General features: G+C 44.4%; 16 protein-coding genes, 1 tRNA gene and 2 pseudogenes. 10 read left to right on the top strand and 9 right to left on the bottom strand.

Features of this window, described 5'->3' with window-relative positions:
- Positions 1–300: 300 nt before the first annotated feature.
- Positions 301–1932, bottom strand: coding sequence for a polysaccharide biosynthesis protein (locus JGK16_RS27125; RefSeq protein ID WP_293193535.1), 1632 nt, complete (start codon positions 1930–1932; stop codon positions 301–303).
- Positions 1933–2511: 579 nt separating this feature from the next.
- Between JGK16_RS27125 and JGK16_RS27120 the strand changes: the two are divergent.
- The 3 genes and pseudogenes from JGK16_RS27120 to JGK16_RS27110 form a co-directional block, all read left to right on the top strand.
- Positions 2512–3327, top strand: a pseudogene (locus tag JGK16_RS27120) (transposase); the annotation flags it as partial.
- Between the two features lie 99 nt (positions 3328–3426).
- Positions 3427–3615: pseudogene (locus JGK16_RS27115) on the top strand (IS701 family transposase); the annotation flags it as partial.
- A gap of 603 nt (positions 3616–4218) precedes the next feature.
- Positions 4219–4425, top strand: a complete 207-nt coding sequence (locus JGK16_RS27110) for a hypothetical protein (protein WP_293193534.1) — start codon at positions 4219–4221, stop codon at positions 4423–4425.
- A 91-nt stretch (positions 4426–4516) separates the two neighbouring features.
- Here the strand turns inward: JGK16_RS27110 and JGK16_RS27105 are convergent, their stop codons facing one another.
- From JGK16_RS27105 to JGK16_RS27095, 3 genes are all read right to left on the bottom strand, one after another.
- A complete protein-coding gene (locus tag JGK16_RS27105; RefSeq protein WP_293193533.1) occupies positions 4517–5581 on the bottom strand; it encodes a folate-binding protein in 1065 nt (354 codons plus the stop codon).
- Positions 5582–5757: 176 nt separating this feature from the next.
- Positions 5758–6156 carry a hypothetical protein gene (locus JGK16_RS27100; protein ID WP_293182232.1) on the bottom strand — a complete coding sequence of 133 codons (399 nt, stop codon included), beginning with the start codon at positions 6154–6156 and terminating at the stop codon, positions 5758–5760.
- Positions 6157–6440: 284 nt separating this feature from the next.
- Positions 6441–6512 (bottom strand) — tRNA-Val (locus JGK16_RS27095).
- A 71-nt stretch (positions 6513–6583) separates the two neighbouring features.
- Here JGK16_RS27095 and JGK16_RS27090 point away from each other — a divergent pair.
- Both JGK16_RS27090 and mazG read left to right on the top strand, forming a co-directional pair.
- Entirely contained in the window at positions 6584–7174 is a 591-nt protein-coding gene (locus JGK16_RS27090; protein WP_293143470.1) for a metal-binding protein, read from the top strand.
- A 164-nt stretch (positions 7175–7338) separates the two neighbouring features.
- Positions 7339–8166 (top strand): nucleoside triphosphate pyrophosphohydrolase, encoded by an 828-nt coding sequence (gene mazG / locus JGK16_RS27085; RefSeq protein ID WP_293193532.1) that lies wholly within the window; start codon positions 7339–7341, stop codon positions 8164–8166.
- Between the two features lie 109 nt (positions 8167–8275).
- Here mazG and JGK16_RS27080 read toward each other — a convergent pair whose 3' ends face one another.
- Both JGK16_RS27080 and JGK16_RS27075 read right to left on the bottom strand, forming a co-directional pair.
- Positions 8276–8677: an XRE family transcriptional regulator gene (locus JGK16_RS27080; protein WP_293193531.1), complete on the bottom strand. Its 402-nt coding sequence runs from the start codon at positions 8675–8677 to the stop codon at positions 8276–8278.
- Between the two features lie 133 nt (positions 8678–8810).
- A complete protein-coding gene (locus tag JGK16_RS27075; RefSeq protein ID WP_293182238.1) occupies positions 8811–9227 on the bottom strand; it encodes a helix-turn-helix transcriptional regulator in 417 nt (138 codons plus the stop codon).
- Between the two features lie 174 nt (positions 9228–9401).
- On the opposite strand from JGK16_RS27075, the gene JGK16_RS27070 reads away from it, so the two are divergent.
- Positions 9402–9782 carry a hypothetical protein gene (locus tag JGK16_RS27070; protein WP_293182240.1) on the top strand — a complete coding sequence of 127 codons (381 nt, stop codon included), beginning with the start codon at positions 9402–9404 and terminating at the stop codon, positions 9780–9782.
- A gap of 202 nt (positions 9783–9984) precedes the next feature.
- On the opposite strand, the gene apcD is transcribed toward JGK16_RS27070, so the two are convergent.
- Both apcD and JGK16_RS27060 read right to left on the bottom strand, forming a co-directional pair.
- Complete coding sequence (gene apcD / locus JGK16_RS27065; protein WP_293143458.1) at positions 9985–10470, bottom strand: allophycocyanin subunit alpha-B; 486 nt, start codon at positions 10468–10470, stop codon at positions 9985–9987.
- A 518-nt stretch (positions 10471–10988) separates the two neighbouring features.
- Positions 10989–11270 carry a hypothetical protein gene (locus JGK16_RS27060; protein ID WP_293203510.1) on the bottom strand — a complete coding sequence of 94 codons (282 nt, stop codon included), beginning with the start codon at positions 11268–11270 and terminating at the stop codon, positions 10989–10991.
- 29 nt (positions 11271–11299) lie between these two features.
- Between JGK16_RS27060 and rlmD the strand changes: the two genes are divergently transcribed.
- Positions 11300–12724 (top strand): 23S rRNA (uracil(1939)-C(5))-methyltransferase RlmD, encoded by a 1425-nt coding sequence (gene rlmD / locus JGK16_RS27055; protein ID WP_293193530.1) that lies wholly within the window; start codon positions 11300–11302, stop codon positions 12722–12724.
- A 378-nt stretch (positions 12725–13102) separates the two neighbouring features.
- Entirely contained in the window at positions 13103–13411 is a 309-nt protein-coding gene (locus JGK16_RS27050; protein ID WP_293182244.1) for a DUF433 domain-containing protein, read from the top strand.
- Positions 13412–13930: 519 nt separating this feature from the next.
- Here the strand turns inward: JGK16_RS27050 and JGK16_RS27045 are convergent.
- Positions 13931–14734 carry a DUF4058 family protein gene (locus JGK16_RS27045; RefSeq protein WP_293182246.1) on the bottom strand — a complete coding sequence of 268 codons (804 nt, stop codon included), beginning with the start codon at positions 14732–14734 and terminating at the stop codon, positions 13931–13933.
- A gap of 435 nt (positions 14735–15169) precedes the next feature.
- Between JGK16_RS27045 and JGK16_RS27040 the strand changes: the two genes are divergently transcribed.
- Both JGK16_RS27040 and JGK16_RS27035 read left to right on the top strand, forming a co-directional pair.
- On the top strand, positions 15170–16216 hold the full coding sequence (locus tag JGK16_RS27040; RefSeq protein ID WP_293182248.1) for an aldo/keto reductase: 1047 nt from the start codon (positions 15170–15172) through the stop codon (positions 16214–16216).
- 1074 nt (positions 16217–17290) lie between these two features.
- Positions 17291–18592: a glycosyltransferase family 1 protein gene (locus tag JGK16_RS27035; protein ID WP_293182250.1), complete on the top strand. Its 1302-nt coding sequence runs from the start codon at positions 17291–17293 to the stop codon at positions 18590–18592.
- Positions 18593–18697: the final 105 nt, after the last annotated feature.

Genomic DNA, 18697 nt, shown 5'->3' with positions numbered 1-18697 from the left:
TATGTTGTTGGGCTTTAGCCCTCAGATAGCTGAGGTATGTTGTTGGGCTTTAGCCCTCAGATAGCTGAGGTATGTTGTTGGGCTTTAGCCCTCAGATAGTGATTATATAGTAAGTGAAATCGCCTCAAAAACTTTATTGACAGTTATACCTCATCTTTCGCTCGAAATGCTATAAATCACTTAACTTAACCTCAAATAGGCCTAGAATTAAGAAACCCGGTATTTCAAAGAAACCGGGTTTGCGATGTTCTATTTTTAATCGACTAAAATCAACAAAGCCATCTCTAAACTATTTTCCAATTACGCTGCATCGTGGACAGGAGAAGGTTCAGATTTTTTTTTGGTGAAGTGTGCGGGGAGTACAGATTGTCTGACACATCTCGATATCGATCGCAAATATCCCACTTCTGCTTGAATAGAATCCAGCGTAGAAAGACTGTCAACTAACTGCTCAAATTCATCAGCAGTAATTCCGGCACCCTTCAAGACTTCTTCGTTGAGCCGCCCGTACATTCCTTGCAGCAGGAGTTCGATAATCTCCGTGTAGTCACCAATTTCTGTTCCGTAACCTTGCAATTTCTTGGGATTGACTCCCCACTGCAAAATCTTTAACAACTCTTGGGGGGAACTCCATGCAAAAGAGGAAGCAATAACTTCTTTTTCTGCTGCGACTAGAGCGTGCTTGATTTCCACTTCCGGTAAATCTGGAGTGTTGATTAAGTTTTCCAAGTTTGACACTTGTCCATCTAACACGCGCAAAGAAAAAGGAGCTAATTCTACAGTTACCATGTCGCCAGCATCATCAATGATTCTAAAAGGATCTTCCAGAACATTAATTAGCAGATGGATGTCTGTAGGCTTGCTCCAGTCAAACTGTCCGAGGAAAAATGGTTCTTCGTATCCCGGTAAAAGTCCTTGAAAATAAATCGGCAGATTTTTGCCTGATTCAAGAATTTTATAAAGAGCAACTTCCAAGGTTTCTGTCGGCCACCCGAGATTGCTGACTGCGACAATTTTCAGTTTTCCGGGAACGGAGACTACCAGAGCGTTCAGCAATAAATGTACGGCTTCGACAAGATTTTGAGCGGTGACGTAGCGGTGGGGAGCATGAACGTTGACAGTTTTACTTTGCTCTACTTTTTTGGACATTTGCTCGCAGAACAAGCTATTTTCCAACATATGAGTAAAGCGAACCATCCCGTAAGTGACGTTTCCTGCTTGAGCTGCTTTGGCAAATTGCCATTCGGCAAACTTTTTGGAGGCTGCGTAAACTTCGGTTGTAAAGTATCGAGATGTTTTGCCTGTGGAAGAGAAGATGCAGTCTGCTACGCCGTATTCTTCGCATAGCTGGATGACGTGTTTGCATCCTAACAGGCTGGTTGTAACTGTTTCTCGGATTTTGATTTCAGCTAGTCCGGGTTGGCGTTGGGCTGCTAGGTGAAAAACAATCTCTGGTTTTTCTACCTCAAATATATGTTTCAGTGCCTCCCAGTTGCGAATGTCAACCGCATAGAAAGTTACTTCACCTTCTTTGTTAAAATGCGGGAGAGTTTCTCCGGGGTTTTGACATCGGGCTTTGTCTGCGGAAATGATTTTGGTTGCGCCTAATTCGATGAGTTTTTCGATTAAGAAAGCGCCGACGCATCCTTCTCCCCCGGTTACGAGAATGGTTTTTCCTTTGATTTTGCTGTTGACTGCGGATGCCTGTAGGTGAATTGTACGATCGCGCACGTCGGTAAAAGGTTCGCTTTCTAGTTGTCCGTCGGCTTGATAGGCGGTGATTAGCTGTGCGGTGAGAGTTTTTAGGGCTGCTAGGATTTCAGGATCTTGGGGTTCCGGGGAACCTGGGGGAACTAACCGTTGGATGCGATCGATTATTTCGGCTTTGCTAGCACCTTCAAACACTTCTGAGGGGTTAATTACACTTTTCACTGTTGGCTCCTTGAGATTCTAGAAATACGGTTGCTGATAAGCGAGTTGTTAAACTGATTTTCGAGGGACAGAATCTTTTAAAGTCTGCTTGATTTTAAGATTTTTTAGACTGAAAGCGACTTGATGGGAAAGACACCCTATGGTAGAGATACCCTATCGGCTCTCATACTTATTGCTTGTCTTCAGCCTACTTGTAGTTTTATTAAGCATTTCTTTACCTATTTATTTTGGCGATCGACCAAGTTGGAACACGATCTATCAAACATTTGTCTCTACAACTATAAACTTAAGTTGCTGGCTGTTGGCAATACTCAAAACATATCTTTACTATTTCTTTGCAATCACATACGAGTTTTGACGCAATTTTAAAGTTCATATAAAGTAGCGCAAGCGTTAAAACTCTTAACATTATATTTGACAGCGATTCCACAGCCTTTTACTACTCAAGCTATCTGTATGGCAGGTTACCAAATATAGCTAATGTTTCAGTAAATTAGGACTTACGCATTGACAAAATAACCAAATAGTGCATTGATAAAGAGGGAACATCTACGTGCCTGGTATCGGACAATCAGAAAAATAACTAAAACCTCGACAGCGCGATGCAATAAGGAGCTATACACCTTATTTTTACTCTCAGAACCCAAGTTTGGGGGGTGCAGTAGGCACTTCAGAGATATTGGGAGACGTTTCCCATGATAGTATTAATGGCTTTTTGGTGAGAGAGAGATATGAACCGTCAGATTTATTTTCGATAATAGAAAAGTTTATCAACTTAGAAGGAGGTATATTAAGTGTTGACGATACAGTCATATAAAAGCTGTATAGTGAACCAAAACATACAGAATTAATTAGCTATTTTTGGTCAGGTAAATACCATAAGCCGATCAGAGGATTAAACTTAATCACGCTATATTATAGTGACATCTATGGTAATTCAGTGCCAATCAATTACAGAATTTACGATAAAAGAGATGGAAAAACCAAAAACGATTATTTTAGATAAATGGTGAGGGAAATCACAGAATGGGGAGTACAACCAAGAATAGTAACGGGAGATAGTTGGTATTCAGGAGTAGAAAACTTAAAGTTTCTAAGAAACCAGAAACTGTTTTTTTATTCGGGATTTAAAAAAACAGAACCGTCTCTAATGAGCCGCACAAGTATTGCCAGGTAAGTAATTTAGAGATAGCAGATGAAGGATTAATAACTCATTTGAAAGAATTTGGATTTATAAAATTGTTTAGGAAAGACTTTAAAAAAGAAGACTCTAGACATTATATTTTATATCTGCCACAACTGTCCAAGCTGCAAGAAACAAGTCGAAGTGAATTTATCACAATTCACGATATACATTGGGGCATTGAAACTTTTCATAGAGGACTCAAACAAGTATAGCGGATCTAGCGAAAGATTCGCGGACGTTGTTGGGATGCGAGCCCTATACGTCTAAGCGGTTATACGATCTGCCAGTTATACCTCATCTTTTTGAGAAAGGCTATATGTGGAATTTGTCGGTTCATGGTGAGAGACACCTCTGCGATCAAAACTCACATATTTTGCTCACTTCACGCATTTATCAAATTGGAGTTGATGCGCTCTAAAAAGATAATTAGCAATTGGTATGAAGTCCAAAGGAATCTGTTCACTTTAGTTGTCCGTGATCCTATTTTGGCGAACCTTAGGCCCCGGAGTAGTGAACAAAATTTAACGGCAATTAATGAATTCAAAAATAGCCTGTCTCAAAAAATCAAAGCCTTGCTGAATAAAGCTCCTGACCAAGTAAAGAAATACAAAAGATTTCTGTTTTGGTGTAGTGACGAAACTCGATTAGGACTACATACAATTCAGAGACGAAGAATAACACTACGGGGTGTAAAACCCGTAGGAAAACATCAATGGAAATTTAAATGTTTCTGGCTTTACGGAGCAGTATATCCATCTACTGGACGAAGTTTTTTTGGGGAGTTTTCCCATTTAGATAAAGTTTGTTTTCAAGCATATTTGGAACAATTGTCGCTTGAATATCCCGATGAATTGCATATCATTCAAGTCGATAATGCTCCGGGTCATCTTTTAAGCACATCTGAATTGCCAGACAATATTATTTTACTATTTCAGCCTCCTCATTGTCTGTCAAGTAAATCCAACAGAAAGAGTGTGGGAATACATCAAAGAATTTTAAGCGAAAGTTAGTTTTTAGTAATCTTGACCAACTCCGCGTAAAAGTTCAGGAAATCTTAGCATCTTTAACGAATCATGTCATTGGTTTCTCACAGGATGGTCTTGGATTTTACATTATTTATCTCTAGCACATCTTTAAAAAAATGGTATTACGCGACAAAAAAGCAGGATATCGAAGCACTTGAATCACATCTGAAAGCTTATCGGGAAGGTTTTATTAAACATATTGACACTTATTACAGCGACCCTGTAGAGCCGGATCCGCAGGTTAGTGAAGCTGTTTTAAGGGAGGGATATGTCATTATTTGATGTCCACTAAAACAGGCGCTCTGGGTTCGTAGTGAGGACTTCAGTCCTCTGATTTATGCGGACTGAAGTCCTCACTACGAAGCTATGCTGATTAATTTAAATAAGGTAGGTTTACTACTTCTCCGGCAATTTCTCCTAGCTGCACTTTCAGTCCTTCGCCTCCGGCTTTGGTGCGGATGTAAGCAAGTCCAAAATAGCCGGATTCGGTTTTGACAAAACTGGTGAGTTTGCCGACTTTTTCTTCTCCAATTGTGATGACTGTTCCGGGCTCAACGGGGCCGCTCAATTGCACGCCCCAAAGTTCTTGTTTGACTCCTTGGTAGGTGTTCAACCGGGCAATTGTTTCTTGGCCGATGTAGCAGCCTTTGTCATAAGTAATTGTGTGTAAAAGGCGGGCTTCTAGGGGGTTGTAATCGTCTGTGAGTTCAAAATCGGGTGCGGGGCGTCCTTGTTCGATTCTCAGTTGTTCCCAAATTCGATCGCCCATTGGTACGGCCCCAGCTTTAACTAACTCAGTCCACAAGCGGGCTGCGTCGCTGGCTGGCGCAATTAACGTGTATCCAGGAGTTGCTAAACCGCTACCAACAGCAACTCGAACCTCCCCTTCATCCGCCGAAAGAGGGGGGGTTTTTATCGATTTGTGAGTAGCGTAGGATTGATTGTCTAGTTCGGTAACTCCGAGTTTTTCTAGTAGTTGAGTGCTTTCGGGGCCGAGGAGACTGAAAGCAACGGTTGTATCGGTTATATCTGTTAATTCTACGCGATCCATTGGGAAAATATAACGATCGAGCAATTCGAGCAATTGGTGGCGGCGGTTGGCTGAAACTAGCAATATTACAGCATCTTCTGTAGCATAGGCGGTGGCGAGGTCGATCGTCCTAGCTGTGGATGTGACGAACACGGTGTCGCAACCTTGACCGGGTTTGAGTATGTTAAAGTTATTGGTACTTTGATTGTGCAAGAACCGCAGGCGATCGCTATCGGAGATTTGAATGCGTCCCCAGTGAGTGCGATCGCACAAAGCCACACCTTGTTTAGTTGCTGCGATGGCGGCACCGTCGTTACCAAAACTGATAGGGACTGTTTCTGTGGTTGCTAACTCTGCAAAAGTAGCGCCTGCTGCGGCTTGAATGTCGTGCAATTCTTGAATTAGCATAGGATTTGAGATTTAAGCTTTCAGCGTGTATTGAATTATTAATGCTTGGTTTTGAGTTTGCGATCGCACTCACAGGCCGAGAAACCGGGTTTTTTTCATAATCTTCTGGCTGTAACGCGTTTGTCCTGAAAAAACCCGGTTTCTAACTACCCATGACAACTGTCAACTGTCAACTGTCAACTGTCAACTGTCAACTGACTCAAATTAGCAAAAACTTCTTGTATTAATTGACTCGCTTTGGCATCAAGACGATTCCAGTCTACATCGCCAGTGTCCTCGTCAATTAAAAAAGTGTCAATTACAACTTCCTGGCTTTGCATTTGAGTGTGGGCCCGCTGGTAGTTGACAAAGCAGACTCGATAGCAAAGTTCCCAAATATCGACGGATCTGTGCTCGCCTTGATGCTCTAAAATTAGTTGATAGCCGGGAATCGGAACCTGCACTTCTTGATAAGTTCCTGTCCAGACTGACTCCTCTAGTTGTTTGCGGATGTTGTCTAGCACTCGGATCATCGCCGGCTGCATGAGAAGTTCAGCTTGTTTCCAGGCGATCGGGCTAGTTATTTTAGGCTTCATATATCTGACGATGTTAAAAAGGAAAATCAATCAATAGATTAATTTTCCAGCATTGGGTGTCAACTTGTGGGACATCCGCCACAAAATGTTAAGTTTGGTCGATCGGACATCTGGCACCATTCCCAATAAGTTTTTTTAACAACAGGCTGTCCGGCCTATTCCACAAGACATTAAATTTCTTCTTGTGGAACAGGCATCTTGCCTGTTGCCAAGCAAAGGCACAGAGCGAAGGTGTTAAAACTTCCAGCCCTTGGAAACAGTGGAAACAGCTTTTCAATTGGATATGGGCGATGTAGGATTTGAACCTACGGCATCCTGCGTGTAAAGCAGGCGCTCTACCACTGAGCTAATCGCCCAATTGCGCTTACAGGGACTTATCATATCACAGTATCCCAGAAAGATCAACTAAAAAAATCATAAACTTTTAATGCCCTCTGGCCGCACGCACGATCGAATCACCCTATGGTGTTTGCCCCTGGTGGCAGGCGTCACCTTTGGCCATACTCAAAACAGCAACCTGACTTTGCTCGTTTCCGGCAGCTTCTTAGTCGGCGGACTGATGTTTGGCCCGGATTTAGATATTTACTCATGTCAGTATCAGCGCTGGGGATGGTTCAAATTTATTTGGCTTCCCTACCAAAAAAGCCTGCGCCACCGCTCTTTTTTGTCCCACGGGCCTCTGATCGGCACGGCTTTGCGAATCTTGTACCTCGCTACCTGGATCGCCGTTATAGGAGTCTTGGGATTGACGATCGCCGAAAAAATTGGCAACTTAGCCGGAAATTGGCAGGAAGCGGTTTTGGGTTACGGTCGATCGCTCTTGGAACACTATATCGAATTTATAGCCATCTACGTCGGTCTGGAATTGGGCGCGATGAGCCACTATCTTAGCGATTGGGGCGGTTCTGCTTACAAACAGTTCAAAAAGAAAGGATTGAGCGGGTTGCACCCTCCGAAGACTATTAAGAGGCGCAAAAGCAAATCTCCCCGCCGCACGTCTAGCAAATCTAAGAGGTGAACAAGTAAATCCACCTAATAAAATGTAAAATATCGCTCGCGATCGAGCTGGCTGTCTATGTATTCCTTCTTCCTTCTTCCTTCTTCCTTCTTCCTTCTTCCTTCTTCCTTCTTCCTTCTTCCTTCTTCCTTCTTCCTTCTTCCTTCTACTTAAGGTAAATTCTAATGTCTAATTCCCACAGTCGATCGCTCGTAGCACTCGAAAACCTGATAGAAGTTGTGGCCTCATTGCGATCGCCCGACGGCGGATGTCCTTGGGATTTAGCCCAAACTCCCGAAACTCTGATTCCGCACATCATCGAAGAAGCCTATGAAACCGCCGACGCGATTCGTAAAGGAGACAAAAGTGCGATCGTTGAAGAATTGGGCGACTTATTATTACAGGTAATTTTGCAAGCTCAAATTGCCAGCGAATCCGAACAATTTACCTTCGCCGAAGTCGCTGCGGGAATCACGGAAAAACTGATTCGGCGCCATCCCCACGTGTTCGGGGATGCGGAAATTAACAGTGTCGATGAAGTTAACGAAAATTGGGAAAAAATCAAAGCAGCAGAAAAGGGCATAACTGCGGAAAAGCCACCAACTTTAGCCTCAAAAATGAGCCGTTATGCTAGCACTTTGCCGCCAATTACTGCCGCTGCAAAAATCTCTCAAAAAGCTGCGGAGGTGAGTTTTGATTGGGACAGTGTAGACGGCGTTTGGGATAAGTTTCACGAGGAAATGGCGGAATTTGAACACGCTCTCAAACACGAGGATAAGGCCGCGCAGCAGTCGGAATTGGGAGATATTATGTTTGTGTTGATTCAATTGGCTCGCTGGTACGATTTAGATGCGTCGGCTGCTTTGCAGGGAACGAACGATCGCTTCGTACAGCGGTTTGCTAAAGTTGAGGCTGCGTGCGATCGACCTTTATCCGATTATCCGCCCGAAGAGTTAGACGCTTTGTGGGAACAAGCTAAGGCTTTACTGGCCAAGCAAAAGGGCCCGCAGTAAGCTAGTCATCAATATTATGCCCAAGAACAGGCAAGATGCCTATTCCACAATTACTCAATATTGCTCTTGTGGGGTGGGCACGCGAGCCCGCCCAAAAAAGCTGATTCACCTACTCGTAGAGCTTCGCATCGTTGTAAGGCGGATGTTCGCAAGCGATATAGAGAGCGTTTGTCGGTTCGAGGGGTTGACTTGTCACAGGATCGATCGGCTTTAGGACAAAGCATAACAGGGAGAGCGATCGCCAATCCAAGCTTTCTAACTTCCCTCTTTCGTAGCGGCTAACAGTCGCATTACTTATACCGAAATCTTTTGGTACAGGTTCTCCGGCTGTCCGAAACAAAGCCGCCTCATATTCTTTTGTCACCATTTCTGTTTCAATAATCGACCAACCTCGAAGCTCTCTACCTGCTTTCAGAAGCTTTCCCAGTCTACCGCGTCCCGTATCGGTAAATCGCACAGGACGCAGCTTTTCCTGCTCGACTACAGCCTTAAAGTCAAGAAATCCCGGCATTTTACAGTCCTATAGAATGTCATAAACTAAAAATCACATAAGAACTAACCCAAGCCCCAAGTTGAGGAGTTAGGAGCTCTGTAGCAACAAGCTAAAGCTTTAATTGCTAAGCAAAAGGGTGGGAAAAAGCAAGTTAACAGTCGGTAATCTCCTCGTAAAGCTTCGCGTCGTTGTACGGCGAGTGTTCGCACGCGATATATAGAGCATTTGCCGGTTCGAGGGGTTGATTTGTCACAGGATCGATCGGCTTTAGGACAAAACACAACAGAGATAATGAGCGCCAGTCTAGATTATCCAACTTCCCGCGTTCGTAACGGTTGACTGTGGCGGCACTGATACCGACATCTTTGGGTACGGGTTGATTTGTGGCGATGAACAGCGCCTCTTCGTACCCCCTTGTTTTGAACTGTGTTTCGCTAACAGACCAACCTTTTGTCTGTCTTGCAGCCTTTAACATCTTACCCAAACGCATCCGCCCCGTCTCCGTGAAGCGAACGGGACGCAATTCCTGCCGGTTATCTACCACAGCGTTGTTAGAGAGTGCTGACATTTTTTCCACCTAGATTAACTCTCAAACTAGCACAGCATCAATGATTGAGGGTTGTACGGGCAACATTTGAGCTTAAATTAATTTTTGTTGCACAAGTGAGATAAGAGTCTGAGATAGAGTAATATGTAATTAAGTCTAAACAGAACTTGCCTCTCAAGCCCTGAGTATACAGCCATGACAGCACTATTTCGCCGCATCGGGCCCTCGAAAAAGCTCCGTATCACCGCCCGATCGATCGCCAAATTCCTGAAAATAAGTCAAAATCTGATTAAGCGAGTCGAATCCTGGGCTAATGTAGTGTTCGTACACCATCATAAAGGCGGACAATTTATCTCGTACCGCAGACTGGAAGAGTGGCAAAATGCGATCGCCCATCAAATCCAAACCTGCCCCACACTTGGACAACTCTCGCAACTCAAAACATCAATTCAGCACGATAGTCGGAAATTCAACAAACAATATCTCCAAAAAACCCTTGACTTTTTAATTGAAATGTGCATTGAAAGACAAGACATTCTCGAAATCTGGGAAAGCGCAAACTGCATTGCTTCCTAACAGAAACTTAGCATATTTCCTAACTAGAGTAACTGCGCCCAACTATGAGGAAGCTGTTAATTGCTCAAACCATTGCCTTCGATTCTGTCAACTGTCAACTGTCAACAGAAGCGAAACATTTGCGAGCAATGGCGAGATAAAATTACCCCAAAAATCACCCGCGAATGTTCCGCCACATCCATGAAAAAAATCGCCTCTTCAACTAAGACATTGCTTGAGCGATATAATCAAAATAAGGAGCAGCTTCCCTAGCATCATCCTGATTGAGCAAAGCCAAAGAAGCTTCCTTCAAACAGCGAATAGCTTCAACCATGCCAGGAACAGGAACGCCCAGAGAATTGTACATTTCCCGAACGCCAATCAAACCGATGCTTTCGATCGGTTCCTTGTCACCGGCCAAGATACCGTAGGTAATCAGGCGCAAATACCAGCCGTAATCGCGCAGACACAAAGCCCGTTCGCGCTGGCCGTAAGCATTGCCCCCTGGGGAGATAAAATCAGGGCGTTTTTTCCAAAGTTTTTTGCTAGCTTCTTCAACAATTTTTTTCTCACTGTCAGACAACGCAGTAGCAATACGCACCCGCTGTTCTCCCGTCTTAAAAAAATCATTGATGCTTTGGAGTTCGCCGGTACTGGGATAACGAAGTTCGTCATCGGCTTGGAGAATAAATTGGCTAACTACGCTCATTGTTATTCAAAATTTGAGGATATTTGAGGAAAAGATTCATTGACATTCTCATCTGTTAAAGATGAGATTCTTGCTTCGGCGACTTACCTTGCTGCTAACATTAATCGATCTTAGAAGCAGGCGGTCAACCTCCGCAAGCGTTATGCTTAGTGAGTGACGCTCCTACACGAACCGCAAGCGGTATGTTGTAGGCATCTGAGTCCGGTCAAGGATATCAAGATCTTCCTTCAAGGTACTCCAATCGTTTCCCTCTACGGCGTTTTATAGTGAGGAACACGTCCCGCCCCACTTGTCACATCAAAACTTTTGACTTAGACCCAGATTGTTATTCTTTGATCTAAGCTATGAGTATTTTACCGCAATTATTACTGCGGAGTGCTTGCTCGTCTCGTCGCCACCCTCCATTACTGGTTGGCTACGCTCAACATCGCTTGGAGGGTCGCTCATATCCTCGCGCGTCTTTCATCCCAACCCAAATCAAAGATTATGGGCTGGGGATTCTCGCCTGTCTAGCTAAGCTAGTTTCCTTGTGTCCCAAGGTACTCTGGGAAAAATTCAAAAACTGCGATCGAGAGTTTGGATGTCGGCAGACATTTAGACTGTTTCACGAGTTTTGGCCCATCAAGCCCCAATAGCATATCGCACAGGCTCGATCGAGGACAATGTTGTCTAACGCAAGCTTTGGCTGTAGCAGAAAGGGGTTCGGAAGCAGGAAGACTGCCTGCACTTGAGCTTGAGTGCGATGGCTTGCGCCTCGCTTCGCTACGACTCATCTCAAACAAGAGAGAGCGATATTGCATTACCATATTAAATCCTACCACGACTACTTGTGACCAAATCTAAATTCCCCACCCGAAACTCGACGAAAGTGGCAAACCCTTGCCAGCAAGGTCAACTGATTGAGATAGAGATTACCGACTTGGCAGACACCGGAGACGGAGTTGGTCGTTTTGGTGAGTTAGTGGTGTTTGTCCCCGATACCGTCACGGGCGATCGCATCCTCGTGCGCCTCGTGCAAGTCAAATCCAGCTATGCTAAAGGCAAGTTGGACACACTTCTGGAAGCATCAGAACACCGCATCCGAGCCAACTGCATTGTCGCCGACAAATGCGGTGGCTGTCAGTGGCAGCACGTAGATTATGAATATCAGCTTGCAGCCAAGCAAAATCAAATAATTCAAGCCTTAGAAAGAATTGGCGGATTTAACGATGTGCAAGTCGATCAAATCTTAACGGGAAAAATCGAAGGATTTCCCCAATTTTTGGGATACCGCAACAAAGCGACTTATCCGGTAGCAATTTCTGCGACTGGTCAAGTGCAAGCAGGTTACTATCAAAAAAGCACCCACAAATTAGTCAATCTAAATCAGTGTCCGGTGCAAGATCCGCGCCTCAATCCTTTGTTGAAAGAAGTCAAAGAAGACATTCACTGGCGGGATTGGCCAGTCTATGACGAAAAGCAACATACAGGAGAATTGCGTCATTTGTCCTTGCGAATCGGACGGCGCACGGGAGAAATGTTGCTAACTTTAATAGTTCGCACCGGAGAGTTGCCGGGAATTGAAGCACAAGCTGCTGAGTGGCTGAAACAATATCCTCAACTTGTAGGTGTTTGTTTAAATGTGAATGCAGCTCAAACAAATGTGATATTTGGTGCAGAAACTCGCTGCATTGCTGGCCAGTCTTATCTGCGAGAAAAGTTTGCGGGTTTGAATTTTCAGCTAAAGGCAGATACTTTCTTCCAGGTAAACACAGAGGCTGCTGAGGCCTTGTTGCAGGTGATTGTCGGGGAGTTGAATTTGCACGGAAGCGAGGTTTTGGTTGACGCTTACTGCGGAATTGGGACTTTTACTTTACCGCTGGCAAAACAAGTCAAAATAGCGATCGGTTTAGAAGTGCAACCTACTGCGATCGAGCAAGCCAGATTAAATGCTGAATTAAATGACTTGAAAAATGTCGATTTTCAGGTGGGAACTGTAGAGAGTTTGCTGCCTGCTTTGGGATTGACACCGGATATTGTGTTGCTCGATCCGCCGAGGAAAGGGTGCGATCGCGCGGTGTTGGAAACAATCAAGGAAATCAAACCGAGTCGCATTGTTTATGTTAGCTGCAAACCTGCGACTTTGGCTCGCGACTTGAAGATTTTGTGCGAAAACGGGGATTATAAGTTAGCGCGGGTGCAGCCTGCGGATTTCTTTCCTCAGACTTCTCATGTTGAGTGTGTGGCGTTTTTGGTGAAGCTACCCCCTGTATGATTTGGGGATTGAAATCGCTGCTTGTCAAACGAAGTCCGCGAAGGCGGACTAAGAGATTGTAGCAAATTCGGGTTTTTTACACTAGACCTCTTGCAAAAGTCCTTTTAATCAAATTTTGGGACGGGCTAGAAGCCCATCCCACAAGAAAAAAAGATTTTTGTGGGATGGGCTTCTAGCCCGTCCTAACTATTTTTGCAAGAAGTCTAATATCCGCAGTCCTGGACGCACATACTTTATATGTAGGGTGTGCAGTGCGTACCTTAGTCTGGCGATCGCTTTTTGCGGATAAAAGGGCGATCGGCTTCTTTAATTCTTTTCATTTTGGTTGAGTGTTATAATATTTATGCTAAGCTCCTGTAGAGATAGATACAAAAAGCAATGACATCAGCTTTAATTTATCCTCATATCGAGAAAGTAGCGGGTCAACCGGCACGGTTGCAGCGGATACCGCGCGTGCGGGTTGCTCAGATTGTGATGGATTATCTAGCTTACGGTTGGTCAGTGGAGGAAATGTGCCGCCAGCATCCTTATTTGATGCAGTCCGAAGCCCATGCAGCAATGGCTTATTACTTCGACTTTCAAGCAGAAATCGATCGGGAAATTCGGATGGAATGGGAGCAGGTACAACAGGAAAAATCTCTGCTTTCGCCTTCACCATTTTTCGTGAGAATGCGAGCTAAGGAATAGAAATTAAATAATTTAATTTACACATATTTGTGGGATGGGCGTCCCGCCCGTCTTTTCTGGACGGGCGGGACGCCCATCCCACAATAATTAAAATTGTAAGTTATTTAATTCGCGCTCCTAAGGGGTTGTTGTAATACCAATTTCATAAAGTAGCACTAGGGTGCATCTCACTTTTGAAGAGGGCGAAGCATGACCGCATATAAATTATCAGTTATCATCCCATATTTTCTGCGGTCATGCTTCGCCCCTACGGATGTATTCGCCTTGCCTGAGATGCACCCGTAGCACTAGATATTACCCCCCACCCCCCCGCGATTTCGGGGGGGCTAAGACTTCATCCATAGCACATCTTTATAAAAATGGTATAAGTGGCAATTTTTCTGTATATAATATAGACGTTGATTAATATTAATAAGGTAAAATAGAATGGGTGCATCTCAGTTTTGTATTTGTAGTGCTGTCCCCGCTCGCACTGTAGAAAAACATCCTTTTTGTGAAAATGAGATGCTCCCAATAGGATTAATTATCTCGCAGTCCAGTTGCTTGTAAAAGTTCCTTTGCCCAAACCAACTTTTGTTCTGACAGGGACGGTATGGGATCTCGATTATAATCGATTCGATAATCATAACCCGCGCGATCGTAAACACCTGCGAACAATTCGGGTAAGTTAACAATAGGTTCTACATCTTCCTCGCGCAAGGGAAGTAGAAATACAGGTAGAGAATCGCCCAGATTAAAGGCATAAAGTTCGGCAAGGGGACGGCGATTGCTGCGACTGACTAAAACGCGGTAATCGCTTTGAATAGAATTGTTAAGTACGGGCATAGGTTCCCCTTTTCGCAGCAAGTCGATTTCAACTAAATGGGTTAAGCTACCTAAAATACTTTGGCGTTTTTTGAGGTAGGTAATTCTGCCATCTCCACTGCGTTTGTTGACGGTCGAAAGAATTTCAATTGCGGTGACAACTTGTCTAGTTGCCATTTCTCGTACTTCTAGGTAAGTCTGTTTAATTTTCTCAGGGGCTGGCACTTTGACGGTAGTGGGAACTGTGAGGGTGGCAATGGCAACTGAACCAGTAGGAATATCGGGGGGATTGGGTTGGCGTTTGATGGCTACATCGGGGATACCTACTAAAAGTGAGTCATCATTATTGTCATTGGTGTCGTCAATTTGATAGATACGTTTTTCAATGGCGATCTCATATTTGGGGCGAATTTGGGGGACTAAGGATTCCGCAATCAGAGAAATTAACCAATGGTGAGTTTCCTGCCAGAAATCAGGGTGTTCTAAGTAGGGGTCGATGCCGGGAAAGGGTGAGGGCATAGGACTGCTTTGCGATTTGTTGATTTTAAAATCATTTTAGCACTGGGTTAATTTTGCGACAAGGGCGATGTTTTTGGGAAGAAAAGGCCGATCGCGCTAAGCTACTTTAGGGGCAAATTTCGACTTTGACAGTCATGCTTACTCGATCGAGCTTTACAATCAGAAGGTCAACTGAAAACTGCCCAATTTTAGCTTGAGTTAGAGTATTAATTTGGTCGCTGGACTGAATGAAAGTTCGTAGTGCGGACTTCAGTCCGCACTACGAACCGAAATCTGTATCGCTTAAGTTATTTAATTGCAATTCCTAAATTGACAAAAGATTCAAAATCCAACTGGGAACTCTTGGCACTCCCAAAGCCCCTCACCTCCGACTGATGCGTACACAGCAAATTCAGATATATACTCTTAAGCGCAATGAACTAACAGATAGGTGACATGAGATACAAACTACTAGGTCACAGCGGACTTCGCGTTTCCGAAATCTGCCTCGGAACCATGACTTTTGGCGAAGAATGGGGTTGGGGCGGTTCCTACGACGAAAGCCGGAAGATGTTCGACGCCTTTGCAGAAGCGGGCGGCAATTTCATTGATACCGCGAATCTCTACACCAACGGTACCAGCGAAAAATATGTCGGTGACTTCATCGGGGGCGATCGCGAAAAATGGGTTGTTGCCACCAAATACAGTCTTAACATGAAAAATGGCGAAATCAACGGTTTCGGCAACCACCGCAAAAATATGGTGCAAGCAGTAGAGGCCAGTTTGAAGCGATTGCAAGTTGAATACATAGATTTGCTGTGGCTGCACGCTTGGGATTTTACGACACCCGTCGAAGAAGTAATGCGCGCCTTTGACGACTTGGTACGCGCCGGCAAAATTCTTTACATCGGCATTTCCGATACACCGGCTTGGATTGTTTCTCAAGCAAATACGATCGCCAACCTGCGCGGCTGGACACCATTTATCGGCTTGCAAATCGAGTATTCTTTAAAAGAGCGAACTCCCGAACGCGATTTGCTCCCCATGGCAAAAGCCTTCGATATTGGCGTCACAGCTTGGAGCCCCCTAGCAGGCGGTTTGCTAACCGGAAAATACAACATTTCAGAAACCGCAGGCGAAGCTAAACGACTTAATTCACCTGAATCTGGAAAAATTAGCGAACGAGACCTCAATATTGCGGCTGAAGTTAGTAAAATAGCAGCCGAAATTGGCAAACCTAGTTCTCAAGTAGCCTTGAATTGGTTGCGACAACAGTCAGTCGATGTGATTCCGATTGTTGGTTCCCGCAAACTCTCGCAACTTCAAGAAAATCTCGCTTGTCTGGAGTTTGAATTAACTCCCGAACAAATGCAGCAGCTAGACACAGTAAGTGCCATTGAATTGGGTTTTCCCCACGATTTCTTAAAGAGTTCGATGGTGCAAGATTCTGCCTTTGGAGGGGGAATCGCCAAAATTGACAGCCGCCGACTTTCATTCAGTTGACAGTTGACAGTTGACAGTTGACAGCGACCTCTACCTGGAAGGAAGAGGATTGGAATCATGAATAGTCTGATTTTAATTTATCCCGATCGGGCTTGGGGCTTTAAACCAATTCTTTCTGGTAAAGTTGCTGCTATCTTCTAGTCGCGGTTTGCGTCCATATTTGGTGCGGGAATCGCAGATATCGGCAAACCCGCCCTTAGAGGGATGATTGAGATTTGTACTCTGGGCGTCAGTTTAACCTCACATCTTGCACCAATCTCGTCACCTTGGTTTCTTGTATCAGACTCGCGTAAAATCCTACGTTTCTCGTCGCTGTTACCTGGTATCTCCGGTATAGTTGAAAAGGGTACCAGATGTGGGTTTAACCCAAATACATAAACTGTCAATTGTTAATCTATCGGAAGTCATAAATCTCGGCAAAGCAATTGTATATGAAGATACAAATTTTGTAGGTGTGCGATCGCATAAGTTGAAAAAATGCGAAGTTTGTTAAAGCAAATAGCAACAAAAGCTCGATCGCAAATTTTCTCTCCCCTCCAAATAAAAACATAAAACTTGCTCAGTTTTAACACCTGTTTAAAAACACAATGCAACGGTAGCCAAGCTTCAAACCCTTAATTCATAAGTCATTCCCAATTATTCAATCTCAAAGCTCAAATCTCAAATCTCAAATCCTAGCGCCCTGTACCTGCCAGTTAAGAGTCATTTTACAAGAGCGATCGGCATTTTAACCGCTTTTCAAAAGGGTGCAAGCTAGGCGCTGAGAACGAAGTCATCCTTCAGATAGAAGTAATGGCAGAAAAACTGAGTTAGATTTAGCAACAATAGCAAGTCTAACAATATTAACTTATCTCCAGTTTCAATACTGAAAAAAGCAGATAAGCGTGTTTTTCCGCAGCTAAACTTTTGCTTTGTTTGGCCCACTGAATGCGGCGCTTGCTCGTCAAATAAAAATTCTCAGATTGATGCTTGCGAATTTCAGTAAGACACTGCTGAGAAGGATATTTTATTGACAAATTTTCACCAACCAATTTTCATTAACAAATTTTCATTGACAAATTCCAGAGGCTAATTATGTCCCCCCCAGAAAACTCAGTAAACAAAAATTATAGCAATAAAGGTCGAGCATGGGAGATCCGATTTACCTCGATAGATCCCGCAAAATCTCCCTCTCAATTCGCACCCTCACCCGCATTGCGCGCTAAGTTATCAAAACCTGCTGCTTTAGATGCACCGGATTTAGTTTGCCTGTCTCATTTGCGGTGGAATTTCGTCTATCAGCGTCCGCAACATCTCTTAGGCCGCTGCGCCAAAAATCGCCGCGTATTTTTTGTAGAAGAACCTGTTTTTAGCTCGGCTACAGATTGGCGGCTTGATGTCAGCATTCACGAAACCGGAGTCTGGATAATAGTACCTCACCTGAGCGAAGGAATCAGCGAAGAAACTGCACAAACTGCTCAGCAAGCCATGCTTGATGATTTGTTTCAAGCAGCCGAAATTAGCCAGTACATCCTCTGGTATTACACACCAATGGCTGTCAGTTTCACAAACCACTTAAAGCCGCTAGCTGTAGTCTACGACTGCATGGATGAACTGTCAGCATTTCACGGCGCGCACCCGGAGTTAAAAGCAAATGAAACCCAACTATTAAAGCGCGCCAGCGTCGTATTTACAGGCGGACACAGCCTCTACGAAGCAAAACAGCAGCAGCATCCAAACATTCATGCTTTCCCCAGCAGCATCGAAAAAGAACACTTTGCTACAGCGAGAAATCTTTCAGAAGAACCGACCGATCAAAAAGATATTCCTCACCCGCGTTTGGGATTTTTTGGGGTTATAGACGAACGCATGGATATCGAACTGCTGCGCGGCATTGCCGCAGCGAAGCCGGACTGGCATTTAGTGATAATTGGCCCGGTGGTGAAAATAGACCCTGCTACTCTACCAACTCACCCAAACATACACTATCTCGGCGGCAAATCTTATCAAGAACTGCCAGCATATCTGGGCGGATGGGATATAGCAATGCTGCCTTTTGCGATTAACGAATCGACTAAATTTATTAGTCCGACGAAAACTCCCGAATACCTCGCTGCCGGCAAACCGGTGATTTCTACTGCGATCCGCGACGTGGTGCGCCCCTACGGAGATAACGGCTTGGTTCGGATTGCGAGCAATGTGGCAGAATTCGTTGCTGCTGCTGAAGAAATTATGGGCGAAACTTCGGAAGATCGGGCCAAGTGGCTGAGCGAAGTTGACGCCTTTTTAGCAGACAATTCTTGGGACAATACCTGGGGCGAAATGCTGGGGTTGATCGAAAGTGCGATCGCAAGTAAGAAGTCAGTTGGCAGTTGGCAGTTGGCAGTTGGCAGTTGACAGTTGATAGTTAGTAGTTTGGAGTTGCTACCAATAACTAATAACTAATAACTAATAACTAATAACCATTCCCCATTCCCCATTCCCCATTCCCCATTCCCCATT

The sequence above is a fragment of the Microcoleus sp. PH2017_09_SFU_O_A genome, assembly GCF_020738625.1.
Lineage (GTDB): Bacteria > Cyanobacteriota > Cyanobacteriia > Cyanobacteriales > Microcoleaceae > Microcoleus.
The sequence above is the reverse complement of the archived record's forward strand: the minus strand, read 5'-3'. Positions and strand labels throughout refer to the sequence as shown.